The following is a 19380-nucleotide window of genomic DNA, read 5'->3' on the forward strand; positions in this document are numbered from 1 at the left end:
TGAATATTTTATTAATTTTCTTCCCGCTCTATCTTTAGGTGCAGAACGTCGAGTGAGTCAGCACCGTCCGTTCAGGTCGGATCCAGGCTGCTCAGTGGCTCCGGCAATTCCAGTTTCAGCCGTTGGCGGCTTAGCGGGCAGTCAAACTCAACGCTGACGGCCAGCAGTTGTAAGGGAGCCTTGGCGGGCTTGCCATACAGGCGGTCGCCGACAATGGGGTGGCCTATGCTCTCTAAATGCTTGCGGATCTGGTGTTTGCGGCCTGTTTCGATGTTGATCTGCAGAAGACTGGTTTCGGTGGTTTTATCGGTACTTAGCGTGGAGGCGCGACTGATGGCGGCTTTGCCGTCAATCGGCGTGTCGATCAGTTGATCTTGCACCTCTATAACGCCGGTCACTCTGGCCAGGTAGTGCTTGGTCATGGTGCGCCCGGCGAAGCACTGGGAGAGTGCGCCGGCGGCTTTCGGGTCGTGTGCGATGAGCATGAGCCCGGCGGCATCGGCATCGAGCCGGTGGATAAGGAAGCAGGGGCGCTTTAGCTCAAGCTCCACGCAGCGCAGCAGGCTGCAGTGGTCGCCCCATTGTGAGCCTTGAGCCAGTAAGCCGTGTGGCTTGAACCAGATGCTATAGCGGCTCTTGTCCGCTATCAACGTTGCCGCTTCGGGCTTTCGATCCAGCACGCTCTCGTCGTAGTAAAGCTGGAGTCGCGTGCCAACCTTGAGCTCCTTGGTGGCGCGCCGCAGCCGAACCTGCTTGCCTTTAAGCGTCCACCAGCATGCGCCTTTGTTCATGGCGTCTTTGATGCGCTGGCGCGAAAGCCCTGATTTCCGGCTCAGGGCCTCAATAGCGGTTTCGGGCTGCTCAGTTGTAACGTCAAATTTTCTGCGCATTACTGGCCAGCCTCTCCAGGCTTGATGGCGAGCAGATCGGTTCTCAGGTGAGTGAGCACTTTTTCAGCGGTATTGCCAATAACCCTGGCTCTGAGACCGGTTTTACCACTGGTGCCAATCACCACCATATCGGCTTTCAGCTTGCTGGCAACGCTGGGGATAACCTTGTGTGCCGGGCCAACGGCCAAGTGAATCTGGTTCCGGCTCAGCTTCCAGGTATTGCACAGATGCGTGATGGCGGGCTCCAGCGCCTCCTTGCGCTTATGCTCATGCTCGACCACGTTGATGATCTCAAGATCTGCCAGTACCTCGGAAATGTGCAGGGCGTGCACCAGGTGAATTTCCGTTTCGAAGGCTTTAGCCAGTGTGCTGGCCTGTTCGATGATCTTGGTGTTGAGCGCTTTTTTAACCGGTTTGGTGGAGCTCAGGTCTACCGCTGCCAGAATAGGGTGGGCGTGATTCCACTTTTGCTCTGCGACCAGCATGACCGGCACCGGGCACTCTCTGATCAGGTGCCAGTCGGTAGGCGTATAACGCCAGGTTTCCGAGCGACTACCGGTTTTGATCACCGCTTTGAATCGGTTGGGGTGGCAGTGCTCGATAATCCACTGATGTATGTTCTTTTCCCACACTGTGTGTGTGGTGACGTGCAGGTCGCTGCAGTCTGCAAGAGCCAGCATCTGATCCAGCCAGCGCTGTCGAAGTCCAATCAGGGCGTCCCGGGCACTCTGCTGCACTGCGGGGTCTGAGGGCAGGGCGCCGAGATGTTCATGGGTGAACGCTACTATTTCCAGGTGGGCACCAGTCGCGCGCGCCAGTTCGATTCCCCGGGCCAGAGCTTTCTGGTGCTTGTGGGCCGGATCCATGACAATCAGAAGTTTATCCATGCTGCCTTTCCGTCGTTTTGCTGAGCTTTAGTTTGGTTCTGCGGTGTTGAGCTGCCACATTCTCTGATGTTACCAGTTGTGACGGCATCCGGGATGCGGTGTTTGGTCAAAGGCCGTATAATTAACGGTTTTCCGGGGCCTCGTTAATGGTGGCCAGATCAAGTTCAGGAGTTTTCGAGTCATGAGCCAGGCCGGTGAAACGGGTACGCTGTTTGTTGTTTCTGCTCCATCGGGTGCTGGCAAGACCAGTCTCGTAGCAGAAATGTTGCATGCAGATCAAAAGCTGGGAGTGTCTGTGTCTCATACCACTCGCCCTATGCGTGAAGGCGAGAAAGACGGCATCAACTACCATTTTGTCAGCCGGGATGAGTTTGAAGCCATGATTGCCCGTGGGGACTTCCTGGAGCATGCTGATGTTTTCGGGAATTACTACGGCACGTCTCAGGTTTGGGTTCGGGAAATGCTGGCTCGTGGGCGTGACGTTATTCTGGAGATCGACTGGCAGGGCGCCGCCCAGGTGCGACGCCTTGTTCCTGAATGCGTCAGTGTTTTCATTGTTCCACCTTCGGCTGAAGTCCTGCGGGACCGCCTTGTGGGCAGAGGTACTGATGCGCCCGAAGTGGTAGTGCGGCGCCTCACTGAAGCCCGGGAAGAGTGTCGTCACGCTGCGGAATTTGATTACCTGGTGGTGAATGATGACTTCCACGATGCGCTGGGTGACTTGCTGGCGATTGTGCGCAGCCAGCGTCTGCAGATAGTTGCCCAGCAGGCACGGCATAGACATCTGCTCTCGACGCTTTCAGGGGGAACCGGCAGCGCTGCCTGATACGGGCTTTTTCTGTATACAAATTGTGCCGTTGGCAGTAGACTACGCGGTCTGCTAAATCAGTCATTTTTATTTTGTCGGGGAAGTTATGGCACGAGTTACCGTTGAAGATTGTCTGGAACACGTTGATAACCGTTTCCAGCTGGTCATGTTGGCTACCAAACGTTCCCGTCAGCTTGCCACCAAAGGTGCCGAGCCGATGGTCGCAGAAGAAAACGACAAGCCTACGGTAATCGCCTTGCGCGAAATTGCTGCAGGCTTGGTTAGCCGCGATCTGCTGAACGAAATCGAAGAAGATTAAGAAAGCATTGAAATCTGCCTCCGCAGTTTTATAGTGTATCTATAGATTGTTGCTGGAAGGATAGAGAAAAGACCCGAGTGCATGCATTCGGGTCTTTTTGTTTGTGCTCCCGGTAGCCTTGGGGAACTAATATTACGGAGGTGAAGTGTCGCTTGAGGCTACGGTAGAAGGACTGGCGGGTGACCTCAGTACCTATCTGGATACCAATCGCATTAATCAGGTGCGAAGGGCCTACTATTATGCCGAGCAGGCCCACGAAGGCCAGATGCGCAAAAGCGGTGATCGTTATATCACCCATCCCCTTGCCGTTGCCCATATTCTTGCCGGCCTGAAGCTCGATCATCAGAGCCTTATGGCGGCCATGCTTCATGATGTTATAGAAGATACCGGAATCCCCAAGGATGCACTTGCCGAGCAATTTGGCGAGGATGTGGCGGAGCTTGTGGATGGCGTCAGCAAGTTGACGCAGATAGAGTTTCGCACCCGTGCCGAAGCTCAGGCGGAGAACTTCCAGAAAATGACCCTGGCCATGGCCAGGGATATACGGGTTATTCTGGTCAAACTGGCCGACCGCCTGCACAACATGCGCACTCTGGGTCCCATGCCCTACGAAAAGCGCCAGCGCATTGCTACAGAAACTCTCGATATATACGCCCCCATCGCCAACCGCCTTGGCATGCATGCGATTTCCACCGAGCTGGAAGATCTTGGCTTCGCATCGCTGCACCCGATGCGCTCCCGCTATATCTCCAAAGCCGTCGACAAACTGCGTGGCAGTCACCGTGAGATTATTGAGGATATTCGGGGGCGGCTGCAGGAGAAGCTTGAGGAACGGGCCCTTCCAGGGCGGATACTCGGGCGTGAAAAGCATCTGAACAGCATCTACAACAAGATGAAGCTCAAGCAGAAATCGTTCTACGAAATCATGGACGTATACGCCTTCCGCATCATTACCGATACCGAAGACGACTGCTACAGGATTCTGGGGGCGGTTCACAGTCTTTATAAGCCTATGCCCGGCAGGTTCAAAGATTACATTGCGATGCCCAAGGCCAATGGCTATCAGTCACTGCACACCACCCTGTTCGGTATGCATGTGAATATCGAAATCCAGATCCGCACTGAGGAAATGGAGCATATTGCCAACGATGGTATTGCTGCACACTGGATGTACAAGAACGAGCCGACCAGCGCGACCAGCGTTAACCAGACGAGGGTCGACCGCTGGGTCAAAGGCCTTATGGAAATGCGGGAGCGGGCAGACGACTCTCTCGAGTTTATTGAACACGTAAAAGTGGACCTCTTCCCGGACGAAATCTATGTATTTACCCCAAAGGGTAAAATTATGGAGCTGCCAAGAGGTGCAACCCCGGTAGATTTCGCTTATGCAATCCACACGGATATAGGCAATGCCACCGTGGCTTGCCGGATAAACCGGAATCTCGGTTCTTTGAGCAAGCCCCTGCAGAGCGGACAGACCGTTGAAATCATTACGGCACCTGGTGCTCGTCCTACGCCTGCATGGCTCGGTTTTGTGGTAACCGGCAAGGCCCGTAGCAGCATCCGCCACACTCTCAATAGCCAGAGACTGGCGGAATCGCTGGACCTGGGGCGGGCGTTGCTGAAAAAGTCTCTCAATGGCTTTGGTGCCCGCTTGTCCGATATTGATGATGCCCAGAAACAAGCCGTTGTGACTCACAATCAGGTGAACAGTTTTGATGACCTGATCAGTGATATTGGCTTGGGCAACCGCATGGCTTACCTGGTCGCACGCCAGCTTGTCACGGGTGCTGAAAGCGCAGAATCCAGTGAGTCTGCGAAGAATATTCAAGGTGGTGATGATGCCCCTGTAACCATCCAGGGGACCGAGGGAATGCTGGTTCACTTTGCTACCTGCTGCAAACCGATCCCGGGGGATCCCGTTGTCGGCGTGATGGGGTCTGGCAATGGCATGGTCATCCATTCAGACACCTGCTCTCGCCTGCCGGAAGATAATGAGGGCCGGTCCCGCCTGACCAATCTTACCTGGGCCAAGGATATTACCGATGAGTTCTCCGTAGAGCTGCGCGTTGAACTGGAGCGCCAGCGCGGTGTGATTGCAGAAATCGCCAACGCCGTCGCCATGGCAGATGGCAATATTGAGCGTATTAATGTGGACGAGCAGGACGCCCGTTTTGGCGTGGTCAGCCTGATCGTCAAGGTCCACGGTCGCAAGCACCTGGCTCGCGTAATGCGCCGGGTTCGCAACGTCAAGGCCGTCACGTCGATAAACCGGGTGAAATACTGAACTCGCAGAAGGGGTGTGGTTGACAGTTCCTGTGCCGAAGGGCGACGATTAGTGTTTTAGACGAAAGGAAGTTCAACGGTATGACCAACAAATCCGTAATCCAGACTGAAAATGCACCTCAGGCAATTGGTACCTACTCTCAGGCCGTAAAGGCAGGTGACACGGTTTATATCTCTGGTCAGATTCCGCTGGTCCCCGAGACCATGGAAGTGGTCGGAGGGGACTTCGCTGCCAAAACCCGCCAAGTGTTTGAAAACCTGAAAGCGGTATGTGAAGCGGCTGGCGGCGAGCTGAAGGATATCGTCAAGGTGAACATATATGTGACCGATCTGGCGAACTTTGCCACGGTCAATGAAATTATGGCGACGTATTTTCCGGAGCCTTATCCGGCCCGGGCGGCCGTTGAGGTTTCAGCCCTGCCCAAGGGTGTTCCGGTGGAAATGGAAGCCGTGATGGTGCTGAGCTGACAGCGCTGGGTCGAGGGCGCACAGAACCTCAATGTTTGTAGTTATAAAGGCGGCCTTGGCCGCCTTTATTTTTTCCAGGTCTAGCCTTTCTCAATCATTTCGCGGTATCCAGCCCGGAAATCCGGATAGCGAAAGGTGAATCCGGTTTGTAGCAGGCGCTTATTGTTACAGCGCTTACTGCCAGCCCGGCCGCCTTTTCTGGCGTCTGGCACTGGTTCAGCGCAAGGGACCTGTTGGCGGACCCACTCAACCACCTCATCCAGACGAACCGGCTCGCAGTCGCTGGCCACATAGCAGGTATCCAGAGGCTTTCCGGAAAGCGCCAGCCCGTTGAGCCAGGCCACAGCGGCAGCTGCGTCTTCCTCGTGAATGCGATTGCTGAACGACGCCGGTTTCAACGGGTTCATGCGGCCCTCAATAACCTCCTCCAGAAAACGCCTCCTTGAGGGCCCGTAAATTCCGCTGAAACGGATAATGGTCGCGGGGTGGCCACTGTCCAATGCCGTCTGTTCACCGGCCAGAATTTGCTGACCGGTAACGCGGGCGGGAGAGGCGGCGCTGGTTTCATCGACCAGGCTGTCATCATCCTGCGCGTAGACACTGGTGCTGCTGATAAAAAACAGCCGCTTTAGCGGCTGATCACCCAGCGCCTCAAGCAGATTGGCCAAACCGTTAACATACGCTTCGCGATACCCCTGCTCGTCATAACTCGAGGGGGTCAGGCAGTAGATAACGGTATCCAGATTGTCAGGCAGCTTGCCACCCAGAGACTCCGGGCGAGTCAGATCTGCACCTATACCTTCAACGCCTTCAGGTACTTTTCCCGGATTACGCCGTAATCCGTAAACCTGTGCGGACTCTTTGAGCATAACGGCGATGGCGCCACCGAGCTTGCCACAACCCGCTACGAGAATTCCCGGCATACTATTGCGATCAGCGATTGCCATAGACAATATCAATCCTTATCCTCTAATCCATTAATCAGTGAAACTTCGACCCGTATCCTTTTGACCGGAGATCACCATGACTCTTACCGAGTTACGATACGTCGTTACACTTGCCCGCGAAAGGCATTTTGGCCGCGCCGCCGAGCGCTGCCATGTGAGCCAGCCAACACTCAGCGTTGCGGTCAAAAAACTGGAAGACGAGTTGGGTGTGCCTCTGTTTGAGCGCAGCAAAAGCAGCATTCGCGTAACGGAAACCGGTCAGCGCATTGTAGAGCAAGCCCAGCGTGTTCTGGATCAGGTAGGTGTGATCCGTGATATGGCGCAGGATGGCAAAGATCAGCTGAATTCGCCGCTCAAAGTCGGTGCCATATACACCATAGGCCCTTACCTGTTTCCGCATCTTTTGCCGGAACTTCGTCGTGCGGCGCCAGAAATGCCCCTGTACATCGAAGAAAACTACACTGCCAATCTGCGTCTAAAGCTGCGTCAGTCTGAGCTCGATGCCATTATTATCGCGCTGCCGTTTGAAGAGGCGGAAGTGCTCACGCTGCCGTTATACGACGAGCCCTTTGTTGTGCTTCTGCCGACCGGTCACCCGTTGGCAAAAAAAGAGCACATCACTGGCGCTGAGCTTGCTCGCGAGCAATTACTTCTGCTTGGCCCAGGGCACTGCTTTCGGGATCAGGTGCTCGAATCCTGCCCGCCTCTGGTGGAAGCCGTTACCCGACGCGCTGATGTTGGATCGCCTTCACTGGTTACTGAAGGCAGCTCCCTGGAGACCATACGCCACATGGTTGCCTCCGGCTTGGGGATTACTGTACTACCACTCTCGGCGGCCACGGCCATGCAATACCACAAAAATGTTCTGGTAACCCGGCCTTTCGCCCCGCCAGTGCCTTTCCGTACGGTGGCTTTGGCCTGGCGAGTGACCTTTCCCCGGCCCAAAGCCATTGATGTCCTCTCGCTTGCCGCCAGTCAGTGCCGCGTAATCGAGAAAGCGAAAGTGGACACGCCGGTTGTTGCCGAGACGGACTGATCTCTGCCATGGCCTCACTGGAAGATATCCCTGTTACTGAACTTAAAGGCGTAGGGAGTGCTCTGGCTGAGAAACTTGCGCGGCTGGGTATCGCGTCCTTGCAGGATCTGCTGTTTCACCTTCCCCATCGTTATGAAGACCGTACACGCATCATCCCTATGGGTAGCCTGAGGATCGGCGATGTAGCCGTGGTTGAGGGGGAGGTGATGAGGGTGGACCTGGTGATGGGGCGCCGTCGTAGTTTGCAGGTTACGCTGAAAGACAATAGCGGATTTTTGGTGATGCGCTTTTTTCACTTCAACGCAGCTCAAAAAAACCAGCTGGCTGAAGGCGCGCTGGTTCGATGCTTCGGCGAAGTGCGCCCTGGACGCGCGGGTTACGAGTTTTACCATCCGGAATATCAGGTTAATCCGCCGCCTATGCCTGCAGCCGGGCAGGCAACCCTTACACCGGTTTACCCGCTGACTGAAGGCATTCAGCAGCCCCGCGTCAGAGGGCTGTGTCAGCAGGCCCTGGGGTACCTTCAGCGCCACCCCATACGTGACTGGCTGCCAACCGAACTGTTAGCAGGTTACCAGCTGCCAGGGATCACCGAAGCCGTCCAGATCGTGCATTCTCCGCCGGCCAGTGCGCCGGTCCATCTGCTGATGGAGGGTCGGCATCCGGCGCAGCAACGATTGGTAATGGAGGAGCTGCTTGCTCATCAGCTGAGTATGCTGCAAGTGCGGGAGCAGATTCAGGCGCGCAAAGCACTGCCATTGCTGCCTTCTGGAGATCTGGCTGGGCGCTTCCTTGAAGATTTGCCATTTTCACTGACCGGCGCGCAGCGCCAGGTTGTGAGTGATATCCGTCAGGATCTCAGCCAGCCACTGCCCATGCTCAGATTGGTTCAGGGTGACGTGGGATCAGGTAAAACCGTGGTTGCAGCACTGGCGGCAATTCAGACCATCGGTGCGGGTGCCCAGGTCGCGCTGATGGCACCGACAGAAATACTCGCTGAGCAGCATTATCAGAACTTCCGCAGCTGGCTTGAGCCCCTCGGTATTCAGTTGGCCTGGCTGTCTGGCAAGGTGAAAGGAAAGGCCCGTAAAGAAGCGCTGGAGGCTGTCCATTCAGGTGCCGCCAGTGTGGTAATAGGTACTCACGCGCTGTTTCAGGATGACGTGCAGTTTCACCGTTTGGCTCTGGTTATCGTGGATGAGCAACACCGGTTTGGTGTGCATCAACGCCTGGCACTGAGGGAAAAAGGTGTTGGCGGGACATTGGCGCCGCATCAGCTGATCATGACCGCCACGCCCATCCCGCGTACCTTGGCCATGAGCGCCTACGCAGACCTTGATACCTCGGTGATTGACGAACTACCCCCGGGCCGCAAGCCTATAGAAACGATTGTTATCCCTGATAGCAGGCGAGACGATGTGATTGAGCGTGTGCGTAGCGCCTGCACTGATGGCCGTCAGGCCTATTGGGTCTGTACCCTGATTGAAGAGTCAGAAGCCTTGCAGTGCCAGGCGGCTGAAGTATCTGCGCAAGAGCTGGCTGAGCGTTTGCCGGGGCTTAAGGTCGGGCTCGTTCATGGGCGGCTCAAGTCGGCAGAAAAAGCCGATGTGATGAACAGCTTCAAGCAGGGTGAGCTGGATCTGCTGGTTGCTACAACTGTGATTGAGGTGGGCGTGGATGTACCCAACGCTTCCCTGATTATTATTGAGAATCCGGAGCGTCTTGGTCTCGCCCAACTTCACCAGCTTCGCGGTCGGGTAGGACGTGGCGAACAGGCCAGCTTTTGTGTGCTCATGTACCATCCGCCCCTGTCGGCAAATGGCAAGGCACGGTTGCAGGCCCTGCGTGACAGCCAGGATGGCTTTGTTATTGCAGAGAAGGATCTGGAGATCCGCGGGCCGGGAGAAGTGCTGGGTACGCGCCAGACTGGCATGATGCAGTTTCGGCTGGCAGACTTTGAGAGAGATAAGGGCTGGATTGAGCCGGTGCGAGAGATGGCGCCGGGGCTGATGAAGCACCCCCGGTTAGTGCAGGCTTTGATAAGACGCTGGCTGGGCGAGAAATTACGTTATGGAGATGTATAAACCGGTCTGATACGCAAGGCTGACCGTAGATTCATCTGCATGAATTGTTTCTATATCAACGTTCAGGCCCGAATCATGCCCTATACTGAAAACCCTGCGGCGGACTCCAATCGCCGGATGGCAAGCAGCAATACTCGGGAGAAAATGATGGAATTACCTGTCACAGTTCAGCAAGCTCTGGGCGATGCAGCCAAGGGCGTGTCGCTGAGGGACGCACGCCAGGCAAGCAGACATGAGCTATTGCGGATGGTGTTGCTCAACGACGGGCAAGAAAACCTCCAGGCTATCTGTTGTAAAGAAGACCTGATTGATCTGGAACGGCTGAACAAGGAGTTGGGGCGGGATTTTCGCCTGATGAAATCCCGAGAGCAGGTTCGCGTGAAAGAGCGTGCCGGGCTGAGGGAGCTTCCAGCATTGCCTTCGCTCACAGGCTGGCCCACCATTGTCGATCGCCGGGTGGATGATTTGCCTTCGGTCGCTTTGGAGTTGGGAGAGCAAAATCTGGCGATGGTGATGCCCGCTGAAGATTTTCGCTCATTGACGGAAAATGCAGATCGTCGGTCGTTTACGGTGGCATCGGAAAACATAGCGGTAAACCTGGATGATCCAGATAACGACCGTGTCCAACTGACGTTCGCCATCAAAAAGTTCACCAGCCTTCGCATTCAGCAGCGCCTGGAAGACACGCTGGAGCTTCCGCCGCTGCCGGAAACGGCGCAACGCATCATTCACTTGCGGGTGAACCCGAATGCTGTGATGGGAGATCTGGTGGATATTGTCGAGAGTGACCCCAGCCTGGCAGCTCAGGTTATCAGCTGGGCATCGTCTTCATTTTATGCGGCCGCCGGGCAGGTTCGTTCTGTACACGATGCCATATCAAGAGTGCTCGGGTTTGATATGGTCATGAACCTGGCCATGGGGTTGTCTCTTGGGCGTGCACTCAGGCAGCCTCAGGATCATCCGGACGGGTACGTCGACTACTGGCAGCAAGCCATCTGGCAAGCCCAGTCGGCAGGTGTTCTGGCGAGTATGATGCCCCGTGGTGAGCGCCCTGTATTCGGGCTGGCTTATCTTGCAGGCCTGCTGCATAACTTTGGCTACCTTTTGCTGGCCCAGGTTTTTCCTCCCCATTTCAGCTTGGTATGCCGCTCTCTGGAGGTGAATCCCGGTATCGATTCCTCGGTATCAGAGCATTATCTCTTGGGCATTACCCGTGAACAGATTGCAGCCCAGCTTATGGAGAACTGGGGCATGCCGGATGAGGTCAATCTTGCTCTCAGGTATCAGAAAAACCGGAGCTATAAAGGCGCCAACTGTGTTTATGCCAGGCTTTTATGGTTGGGCCGGCAACTACTTGCGGCCCGAGGTGTGGCTTTGGGCGCAAGCGAGCCCATCGGGCAAGAGATCTATGATGAACTGGGCCTGGATCGCGAGCAGGTAGAAGTGCAGTTTGACGAACTGGTCGCCAGTAAAGATAACATTATGGCGATGGCCGGAATGATGAACCAGCAATAAAAAAACCGGCCTTGTGAAAAAGGCCGGCAAGGCTTCTGCTCATAGCAGAGTCGTCCGAACGTGTCAGGAGAAACAACGCAGGGCGGAAATCGATGCAGTAAAAACTCACCGCCCTATCTTCAATCTAGACAAGGCCTGGGAAAAGAAAAGGGGATTGAGGCGGGGCTCAGAACCTGAGCCCTATGTCACTTTTCATGGTTTGAGCAAGCTGCTGATATTGAATTGGTAAAAGCCCCTTCCGTAATATTTTCAGTTACAAAAAGATACAAAATTAAGATGGGTCAAAAAGTGTGATTCCGGATGGCTGTTGCAGCCCGTCGTATTTCATCGGCGTGGCGTTCTTCTACAGCGAATCGCTCCTTGTCCATTTTCTCCACAAAACGCGCTTCCGTATCCTGGCGTGCCTGATGGGTGGGCATATGGCGGAGTTGCTCATAGACCTCCATAAACACCCCATAGGGTGGTTTTTCCATAAGCTCTGGCGCGAGATGATCAAGAAGACCTTTGATGCGCAGGCACGCTTCTGAGTATTCGACCTGATCTTCCTCTATGGCCATAGCGATAACGCGGATACTGTCGATCATATCCTGGCGCCGCTTCGCCTGAAAAACCTCAGCTTTTTTCTGACGCTTGCGGCTTTCAGACAGCACAGTCATTTGCCGCCGGATAAAGCCCAGCAGCATGAGGATGGCGATAGTGCCAACAGTAATCAGGCTCCATTGCAGCCATTGAGGCATTCTTTTCTCCCTGTTTCGTTCAGGCCGGTATGCGTTGCTGTTCCGGCTGCCAGACTTTGACAGTAACCGGCTGACCATTCAATACGGATGTACCCGCCACCGGATCGGTATCCTGATCACTCAACAAGTCGTTGATACTCGCACCGGCATGGGCGGAGGCTGTGGATTGTCGCGTGCCATCGCGATCATGCCCCCAGCCATGGGGAATTGAAACCACGCCTGGCATCATATCTTCGGTGATCTCCACGGGTAGTATGACCTGACGGTCGGCGGCATTGATCTGCGCCTTGCTGCCTGCTTGAAGGCCGAGACGGCTTGCATCATGTGGATTTATCAGCAGTGTACAGCGGTCCTTGCCCTTCACCAGCCTTCGGCTGTTGTGCATCCATGAATTGTTGCTGCGTACATGGCGCCGTCCAATCAGCAGCAACCCATCCGAAGGCTCTGGCGCAGAGAGTTGCCGGTGCAGGCGTTCAACATCTTCCAGGTAACGCCGGGGAGCCAGGTGTATCTTGCCGTCCCGGGTAAACAGACGGTTGGGCAGCGCGGGCCGTAGAGCGCCCAGGTCAATACCACTGGGATGTTCCTTCAATCGCTTGAGGGAAAGTCCTTTGGGTAGCTCTTGCCATTGTGGGTTGAGTGAGCTCAGTTTGGCGAGACCGCGCAGGGGATGATGTTTCGGGAGCAGGTTCATAATCACGCCTGTAGCGGGTTCCAGCACACCGCGAGCTCGCCCGGTATCGGCACCATAGGGCCCGGTACGAAGCAGTAGATCGATGATCGGGTCGGGGCCTGTCTGCTTGAGCGCCCGCCAGCCCAGCTCGGAGCGGATTGGGAGCGACCCGCCTTTGCGCAGTTTCTCCAGCCTGTGGGCCAGCTCCAGCAGAATTTGCCAGTCATGCCGGCTGTCCGGACCGGCGTCAAACAGTGCCTCGCTGTATTTCGATACGTTACGCACCGCCAACATGTTAAAGATAATGTCGTAATGGCTGCGCTCAAGAGCGGCGGTCGGAGGCAAAATAATGTCTGCATGGCGAGTGGTTTCGTTGATGTAGTAATCCACCGACACCATAAAATCCAGCCCGCTTAAAGCCTCGTCCAGTCGACGCCCATTGGGGCTGGAAAGCACCGGGTTACCCGCTACGGTCACAAACGCGCGGACTTGCCCCTGGCCCGGAGTGAGTATTTCATCCGCCATGGTGCTGGAAGGGTACTCACCGGCAAACTCCGGCAAACCTTTTACGCGGCTGTGGCGTTTGCCGAAATGCCCTTGCTGCCCGGACATGGCGCCCAGGGTGATCAGATCAATGGCAGGCTGAGTGAACATGACGCCGCCTACAGTATCCAGCTTCCCTGTCAGGATATTCAGGCAGTAAGCCAGCCAGGTCGTGATGCTGCCAAACGTCTGGGTGCTGGTGCCCATGCGGGTGTAGAGCGCTGCTTTGGGTGTGTTTGCCAGCTGGTGCGCCAGATCGCGGATGGTCTCAGAGGAAATGCCGGTGCGCTCGGAAACGGCTTCAGGAGTGAAGGGCAGGGACGCCAAGCGCAAAAGATCCAAGTCTTTTATTAGACCTTCTGCGGGACCCGGGTGCACTAACTCATCCGCAAACAGCGTGTTCACCATCGCCATCAGCAGAAACGCATCGGTCCCGGGACGAACAAAATGAAATTCCTCTGCAAGCTTGGCAGTTTCCGTGCGACGTGGATCCACCACAATCATTTTGCCGCCGCGTTGCTTAAGGGCTTTAAGCCGGCCACGGAAGTCCGGCACGGTCATCAGGCTGCCGTTGGAGGCCATGGGGTTTCCGCCAATACAGATAAACAGATCCGTGTTGTCGATATCCGGAATAGGGAACAGAATCTGATGGCCGAACATTTCCAGGCTCGCAAGCATGTGTGGAAGCTGGTCATTGGAGGTTGCGGAGAAACGATTTTGCGTGCCGATGGCCCGTAGGAACGGCATCGTGGCGATGAGCGAGCCGTGGTTGTGCACATTCGGGTTGCCAAGGTAAACGCCAATGCTGTTGCGGCCGTAGGTGCTACGAGCGGTGTGGAGCTTTTCGGCTACCGTTTTGAACGCTTCGTCCCACTCAATTTCCTGCCAGCCGGTGGGGGTTTTGCGAACCGGCTTGCGCAGCCGTTCTGTGTCTTCATGAAGATCTTGCAGGGCCACGGCCTTGGGGCAGATGTGCCCGCGGCTTAACGGATCTTTTTCATCTCCGCGAATGGCGGCAATGCGGCTCCCTTTCACTTCGACGGCAACGCCGCACATGGCTTCGCACAAATGACAGGTGCGGTAGTGAATGCCGTTTTCCATGAACGTGTCTCCAAATCTTTTTGTTGTTTGCGAACGGGTTTCGTTGTGCAACCAGATTAGCAGGAAAACGATTGCTGAGGGAAACAGAGAGTCCTTCGTCCGGGTACAAAAAAGGCCAGTCCGGAGACTGGCCTGAAGAACGCGGCAGCGGGTTTACTGCTCTGCGGGGAGATCTTTTACGGGGTTTGTTATGAAGTTGAGATAGGCTCCACCAACTGGGATTTGTAGCGGTAGATCTATGTTGATCAAGCCGGCATTTGGCACCCCTAAGGTATTTGCTCTGACTTTGATATCGACCAGATTGGTATTGCGTTGTTCTATCTGCATTCGGCCATCATCAAAGAATGTGATGTCACCCTCCAGGTCAAAAACAAACTCCCGAGCGTATAGATCATGAGTTCCGCTGAGGGGGATTTCCATATCCGGCGCATCCAGCATCAACTCCGCTCGTGTCTTGAATACGGGCTGTCCATTTGCTCCCTCCACAATGACTCCGGGAATAAGCTGGTTTCGCGGGCAATCAGGCGCGCTTGCACAACTCGGGTCTTTGGAGTAACGCATACGAATAATTTGCGTATTGGTGATGGACTCTTCCATAAGAGGAATAAAACCCAGAACTTTAAGTTCGACGAACACGCTTATCGATGTTGTTGCCAGCAGAGTGGGGTACAGATCGACCAGAATGCCTTCTTCTCCGGTGGGCTCATAGACCCCGGGACCTTTGACTTCCGTGTTGAGCGCATAGGTCTGATAGATAAACTTGTTTTTAGGGCAGCTTTGATCTGTTTCACAGCCGACGCGGGCGTCCGCCTTTCCGGCAACCAGTCCAGGAGTGGCTGAGGCCTGATTGTTTTTAACACTGAGCTTCGTGGAGTTGGCGGAAGGAGCCCAACCCTCTGCGTCGCTGCCCTCATGATCAAAGGGCTCAAGGCAGGTGGCATCGTCGTTTGAGCTACAGTCGGTCCGGAAGTTGGCATTGGTATCACGGATTGGCAGATTTCTTAGCGGTGTAAACACAGAACCCTGCGCTGCTACGCCTTTGAAATAGATGGCCATTGAGCTGTCGCCACTGCCTCCTCCATTCAGACCCTCGAGCAGGTCGGCTTTAAGAGCGAGTTCATTCGCGCCGCATATCGACGTAGGGTTTTCCTGATTGCAGTCAGGTGTGGCCCTGTCGACTTTCATGGTGTACCGATAAAACGCATCCTGCTCCCATGGCTGGTCCGGGAAGAAGCGAATGCGCTGGTTGTTCTTCTCCAGGCGCCCAGATACGGTTTCGATCGGGTTTTTGTTTGCGTCAACCTTCTCGACGACAAAGGTCTCTTCAGCACGGATTGAACTCAGCTTCATCGGTTGTGAAAACACCACCGTTATGGGGCGGTCTGCTGGCATTTCCGATACGGGAAGCACGTCGCCGGCCTGGCCTCCGGACGTGGCGTCCCAGCACTGGCCATGAACCCCGGCGGCAAGATCGATGTCGTCAAATGTAGTTTCGCAAGGAAAACCCGGGTAAGTTGTCAGCGCAAGAGGCGGAGCCTTGGGCGTTGAGTTGTCTCCGGTCGGGTCGAGTTTGAAGTTCAGTGGAGCAACGGCTGCCACATTGCCAGCCAGATCGGTCAGCCCGTTAATTGTAACTTCATAGTCAACGCCCTGTACCAAACCACCCTTCGGGTTGATGCTGAGTGACGTGCCGTCGAGCCGTGTTTGCAAATCGCTGACGGGTGCACCGCCTGCCTTCAGGGCAATGCCCGTTTCAATCGATTTCGGGTCCAGGGGTTCATCAAAGAACAGGATGACCGGGTCACCAGGGCGGTGCATGGATTGTCTTGTCGCCGGAATGGCGTCAGTGGCACCAGGGGTCCAACTCACCAGCTTGGGTGCCGTGCTGTCGAGCTCACGATCCAGCTCTGCATCAAGGGCAGATTCCGCATCGGTGGCTGCCTGCAGGTGAAAGGCAATGGTTGAGTCGGTGTATTCCTGGCCAAGCAGGTTGGGTTCCACCATGCCAATGGCATCGATCGTGAGTACGCCATCTTTTACGATAGCGATACCGCGCAGCTCCACGCCCATAAGATCCTGCGACAGCGCCGCGTTAGGCTGGGCTTCCGCGGTGTTCATGGACACATCCATGAACAAGGTGATCTGCCGGGGGACGTTGATGTCATCGGTATAGGGGTTCGGGCTCAGGTAACCGGATGCATCGGATAGCATGGTTACCTTGATGTCGCCGGTGGTCTGAAGGATACCGGTTGCAGCATCGAGAACTGGCACCTCTCCGCCTACCAATACGTCCAGACTGGTACTGCGAAGGATGCTGCCTTTGGCGATACGCAGAGGGAGTGCTTCAGTCGCCTCAAATGACGGTGCGAACGCCAATTCGGCAAACAGATCGCCAGTCTGTTGGGACGGTCCGGCCGTTCCCTGAAGTACGGAGTTAAGCGTAACGCCGTTGATAATTGCATTGTTCAGAATAGAGCGTGTTACATCTTCCGGAGCCTCACCAGCGGCCAGTCCCGAATCCACGGCGCTCTGTTTCAAAACGACTGTTGGACCGGTAGCTCTGGGCGTAAAACTGAAATCCTGGGTAAGCCGGTTGTCCTCGGCAGAGTTGGTCAGGCTTGCCAGGTTGGTGAACTTGAGTGTATAGGTTTCACCGCTGTTAAGTACGTCCTGTTTGCCGCCACACTGCTGGGGATCGGATGTGATACACGGATCAACCGTAATGCGGTTGCCTTTGACCAGAACAGTTGCAGGCACTGGCTGATCGTTCTGATCCAGCATTTCAATCGAGCCGCCAAGCTCCTTCCAGTCCGGATGTACCGGCTGAGTCATGGCAAAACGGAACGTGGAAAAGTTCAGGGCCTGAAAACTCTTGTCGCTTTGGTTATCATCCGCGGGTACCTTCCAGGCAACGCCAAAGCTGTCTTCGGTGTTTGCCAGCTCTGCCAGTCCGGAAAAACTGCCGCGGGTCTTGAACTGAATGCCGGGATCACCGACGCCGTTGGGCGTGTCGATCATGCGCCCGCCTTCAGCTTGAAGCGGCTCATTAAAGATGATCGAGTACTCCGATGCGCTGCTCAGGACGCCGGTTGTCGTCAGTTTCAGGCTTCTGCCACCGTCGATCATTTCATTGCTGAACGGTATGGCTGTGCCGTCGGATTCAATGCTGATTTTGTTTGAAAGGTCCGTTGTCTCTTCAGTTATCGCATGGGAAAACCGCAGAACAATGTCTGCTTTCGGGCTAACATCTGCTTGCCCGTCTGCCGGGTATGAGTAGATCACCGAACCGGGTGTAGTTTTCTGGTTTACGGTCTGTTCATCCCCACCACAGGCTGCAAGCAGCAGGGCGGGAATCAGTGCCAGGGTCTTGTTGTACTTCATGGCAAGCCTCTCCTCAGAACTTCAGGGTAACTGAGCCGCTGATAACATGGACGTCGCCGTCTGCTGTTACATCGGTTTCAGTGCCGTCAAAATCCACCAGGGTGAAGTCGCGTTCCTGCAACTGCTGGTACTGGTAACCCAGATCGAAACGAACGGGGTAAGCGAGCAGGCGAGTGCGGTCGTAAGTGGCGCTCAGGCCCAGGCCGACCACAATCTTGTCGGTATCCAGATAGTTGATTTCAGGATTGCGGGTAGACTTCAGCGGTGACTCCTCATAGGCAACACCACCGCGAACCGAAAAGTTTTTGTTGAGAGCGAACTCGGCGCCGATGCGCGGTATCAGGGTATCGTCAAACTGAATGCGGCTGGCGGCCGCCAGTGTTGACTGGTCCTTGATGGTGTCGCCGGCGAACTCTTCCGAGAGCTCAGACCAGTTTTGTTGCTCAATGCTACCGCCAATACGCCAGCTTTCGCCTTTGTACTGCGCACCAAATCCGAACGTTTCCGGCTGGAAGGAGTCGATGGTGGACACCGCAAGACTGAGGCCCGGGTCGGGAATGGTCTGGGTCACGATAATATTGGAGTCCACGGTCGTAGACGCGGAGGATTTGGTGCGATAGGTGAAGGCCGTCTCCCAGCCTTGCAAGAAGCAACTGCTGTCAGGGCAAAAAGTACTGCCCAGATCGATCGTGGTACCAAGAATTGTTTTCAGCGAAGGCTCTGCGTTAACTGCCAAGCGTTCCCGGCTTGTTTCGCCGCCGAGCGTAGAGACGGCATCGAGGTTAGCGGTGGCCTCCAGGGTAATACGGGCGGATACACCGACCGAAATGCCCCGCCAGATCGGTGTTGCACCGCCGATGTTCAGGAACAGGGGTTCTTTGCCATATTGCAGAAACTGACCATTGGCTGAAGTTTGGGAATCAAATGCCAGCATTTCCTTGCCGTATTTTTCCACGCCGGCAATGAATCCCAGATAAATCGGATGGTCAGAGCGGGTAAGAGAGCCAAGGTTGGTTTTCATGCCGATCAACACGTGCTGGCTGGGGGAGTTGGAAACCACGTCGCCATTGGCATTGGGGTTTGCAGACCGCAGTTCCTGCTCAGCGTGCAAGATGCCTGTTGTCAATTCTCCACGTTCATCCCGGGTCAGTCCGGCCGGGTTGTAATAGGTGGCGGATACCTGGTCATTAAACATGGAGAGAGACTGTGCGGTAGCGACGTCTATGGGCATTACGCCATAGGTTGTTCCGATATTACCCATACTGGCTGAGGCCGACATAGACAAGCCTGTGGACACTGTCGCAACTGCAAGGGTCAGCGCCCGAGCGGAAAATCGGGAGGTGGGAACCATTGATACACTCCATTATCTCGTTGTTTTTATACTCTTGCCGTTATTCAGTTCCCCGGGACGGGGTTCCGGACACGACTGGTACATTCGTTCACCCGGGAGTGTATGAGGCTTGTCCTTTCAGGACGTTGGCATTTTTGACACGATATTGTGTCGAAATGACCATGTGCCGTGTTGGGTGATAGAAAACTTAGTTATTACAGCGGGTTACGAGAATGTTAAATCTGTGCTTTGCGTAAGGATACGCAGGCGGGAATTGTAGGCATGGGCCGGCTTTTAGCAGGAAGTGAGAAGTAAACGGAGAAATAAAAGAAGAAGCGCACCCCGCAGGTTGGTGCGGGGTGCGCTGAAACTCGC

At 55.2% G+C, this 19380-nt stretch carries 14 protein-coding genes; 7 read left to right on the forward strand and 7 right to left on the reverse strand.

All coding sequences use genetic code 11. From position 1 onward, the window contains the following. Nucleotides 1-71: 71 nt before the first annotated feature. Nucleotides 72-890, reverse strand: a complete 819-nt coding sequence (locus tag FFI90_RS14785) for an RluA family pseudouridine synthase (RefSeq protein WP_144778857.1) — start codon at nucleotides 888-890, stop codon at nucleotides 72-74. Further along, nucleotides 890-1777, reverse strand: a complete 888-nt coding sequence (locus tag FFI90_RS14790; protein ID WP_144778859.1) for a universal stress protein — start codon at nucleotides 1775-1777, stop codon at nucleotides 890-892. Before FFI90_RS14790 ends, FFI90_RS14785 begins: the two co-directional genes overlap by 1 nt. 181 nt (nucleotides 1778-1958) lie before the next feature. Here FFI90_RS14790 and gmk point away from each other — a divergent pair, with 181 nt between their 5' ends. The 4 genes from gmk (at nucleotide 1959) to FFI90_RS14810 (ending at nucleotide 5658) form a co-directional block, all read left to right on the forward strand. Next, nucleotides 1959-2603: a guanylate kinase gene (gene gmk, locus FFI90_RS14795; protein ID WP_144778861.1), complete on the forward strand. Its 645-nt coding sequence runs from the start codon at nucleotides 1959-1961 to the stop codon at nucleotides 2601-2603. Nucleotides 2604-2691: 88 nt separating this feature from the next. Further along, nucleotides 2692-2904 (forward strand): DNA-directed RNA polymerase subunit omega, encoded by a 213-nt coding sequence (gene rpoZ, locus FFI90_RS14800; RefSeq protein WP_096783603.1) that lies wholly within the window; start codon nucleotides 2692-2694, stop codon nucleotides 2902-2904. 145 nt (nucleotides 2905-3049) lie between these two features. Further along, entirely contained in the window at nucleotides 3050-5191 is a 2142-nt protein-coding gene (locus FFI90_RS14805) for a RelA/SpoT family protein (protein ID WP_144778863.1), read from the forward strand. Nucleotides 5192-5271: 80 nt separating this feature from the next. Beyond that, on the forward strand, nucleotides 5272-5658 hold the full coding sequence (locus tag FFI90_RS14810; RefSeq protein WP_144778865.1) for a RidA family protein: 387 nt from the start codon (nucleotides 5272-5274) through the stop codon (nucleotides 5656-5658). An 80-nt stretch (nucleotides 5659-5738) separates the two neighbouring features. On the opposite strand, the gene FFI90_RS14815 is transcribed toward FFI90_RS14810, so the two are convergent. After that, nucleotides 5739-6605, reverse strand: coding sequence for an NAD-dependent epimerase/dehydratase family protein (locus FFI90_RS14815; RefSeq protein ID WP_144778867.1), 867 nt, complete (start codon nucleotides 6603-6605; stop codon nucleotides 5739-5741). Between the two features lie 76 nt (nucleotides 6606-6681). Between FFI90_RS14815 and FFI90_RS14820 the strand changes: the two genes are divergently transcribed. The 3 genes from FFI90_RS14820 to FFI90_RS14830 all read left to right on the forward strand — a co-directional run bounded on the left by FFI90_RS14820 (nucleotide 6682) and on the right by FFI90_RS14830 (nucleotide 11240). Next, complete coding sequence (locus FFI90_RS14820; RefSeq protein ID WP_144778869.1) at nucleotides 6682-7641, forward strand: hydrogen peroxide-inducible genes activator; 960 nt, start codon at nucleotides 6682-6684, stop codon at nucleotides 7639-7641. A gap of 8 nt (nucleotides 7642-7649) precedes the next feature. Further along, nucleotides 7650-9725, forward strand: a complete 2076-nt coding sequence (recG, locus tag FFI90_RS14825) for an ATP-dependent DNA helicase RecG (protein ID WP_144778872.1) — start codon at nucleotides 7650-7652, stop codon at nucleotides 9723-9725. Between the two features lie 147 nt (nucleotides 9726-9872). Continuing rightward, nucleotides 9873-11240, forward strand: coding sequence for an aminoacyl-tRNA deacylase and HDOD domain-containing protein (locus FFI90_RS14830; RefSeq protein ID WP_144779038.1), 1368 nt, complete (start codon nucleotides 9873-9875; stop codon nucleotides 11238-11240). 281 nt (nucleotides 11241-11521) lie between these two features. On the opposite strand, the gene FFI90_RS14835 is transcribed toward FFI90_RS14830, so the two are convergent. The 4 genes from FFI90_RS14835 to aupA all read right to left on the reverse strand — a co-directional run bounded on the left by FFI90_RS14835 (nucleotide 11522) and on the right by aupA (nucleotide 19026). Further along, nucleotides 11522-11977 (reverse strand): DUF2489 domain-containing protein, encoded by a 456-nt coding sequence (locus tag FFI90_RS14835; RefSeq protein WP_144778874.1) that lies wholly within the window; start codon nucleotides 11975-11977, stop codon nucleotides 11522-11524. A gap of 19 nt (nucleotides 11978-11996) precedes the next feature. Next, nucleotides 11997-14294, reverse strand: coding sequence for a molybdopterin-dependent oxidoreductase (locus FFI90_RS14840; protein WP_144778876.1), 2298 nt, complete (start codon nucleotides 14292-14294; stop codon nucleotides 11997-11999). Nucleotides 14295-14447: 153 nt separating this feature from the next. Then, on the reverse strand, nucleotides 14448-17675 hold the full coding sequence (locus FFI90_RS14845) for an Ig-like domain-containing domain (protein ID WP_144778878.1): 3228 nt from the start codon (nucleotides 17673-17675) through the stop codon (nucleotides 14448-14450). Between the two features lie 13 nt (nucleotides 17676-17688). Continuing rightward, nucleotides 17689-19026, reverse strand: coding sequence for an alkane uptake protein AupA (gene aupA / locus FFI90_RS14850; RefSeq protein ID WP_144778880.1), 1338 nt, complete (start codon nucleotides 19024-19026; stop codon nucleotides 17689-17691). Nucleotides 19027-19380: the final 354 nt, after the last annotated feature.

Origin of the sequence: Marinobacter maritimus (assembly GCF_007671675.1) — a bacterium.
Classification (GTDB): domain Bacteria; phylum Pseudomonadota; class Gammaproteobacteria; order Pseudomonadales; family Oleiphilaceae; genus Marinobacter; species Marinobacter maritimus.

Coding starts and splice junctions, on each gene's coding strand:
- FFI90_RS14785 (WP_144778857.1), bottom strand. CDS start 890: ATGCGCAGAAAATTTGACGTTACAACTGAGCAGCCCGAAACCGCTATT.
- FFI90_RS14790 (WP_144778859.1), bottom strand. CDS start 1,777: ATGGATAAACTTCTGATTGTCATGGATCCGGCCCACAAGCACCAGAAA.
- gmk (WP_144778861.1), top strand. CDS start 1,959: ATGAGCCAGGCCGGTGAAACGGGTACGCTGTTTGTTGTTTCTGCTCCA.
- rpoZ (WP_096783603.1), top strand. CDS start 2,692: ATGGCACGAGTTACCGTTGAAGATTGTCTGGAACACGTTGATAACCGT.
- FFI90_RS14810 (WP_144778865.1), top strand. CDS start 5,272: ATGACCAACAAATCCGTAATCCAGACTGAAAATGCACCTCAGGCAATT.
- FFI90_RS14815 (WP_144778867.1), bottom strand. CDS start 6,605: ATGGCAATCGCTGATCGCAATAGTATGCCGGGAATTCTCGTAGCGGGT.
- FFI90_RS14820 (WP_144778869.1), top strand. CDS start 6,682: ATGACTCTTACCGAGTTACGATACGTCGTTACACTTGCCCGCGAAAGG.
- recG (WP_144778872.1), top strand. CDS start 7,650: ATGGCCTCACTGGAAGATATCCCTGTTACTGAACTTAAAGGCGTAGGG.
- FFI90_RS14830 (WP_144779038.1), top strand. CDS start 9,873: ATGGAATTACCTGTCACAGTTCAGCAAGCTCTGGGCGATGCAGCCAAG.
- FFI90_RS14835 (WP_144778874.1), bottom strand. CDS start 11,977: ATGCCTCAATGGCTGCAATGGAGCCTGATTACTGTTGGCACTATCGCC.
- FFI90_RS14840 (WP_144778876.1), bottom strand. CDS start 14,294: ATGGAAAACGGCATTCACTACCGCACCTGTCATTTGTGCGAAGCCATG.
- FFI90_RS14845 (WP_144778878.1), bottom strand. CDS start 17,675: ATGAAGTACAACAAGACCCTGGCACTGATTCCCGCCCTGCTGCTTGCA.
- aupA (WP_144778880.1), bottom strand. CDS start 19,026: ATGGTTCCCACCTCCCGATTTTCCGCTCGGGCGCTGACCCTTGCAGTT.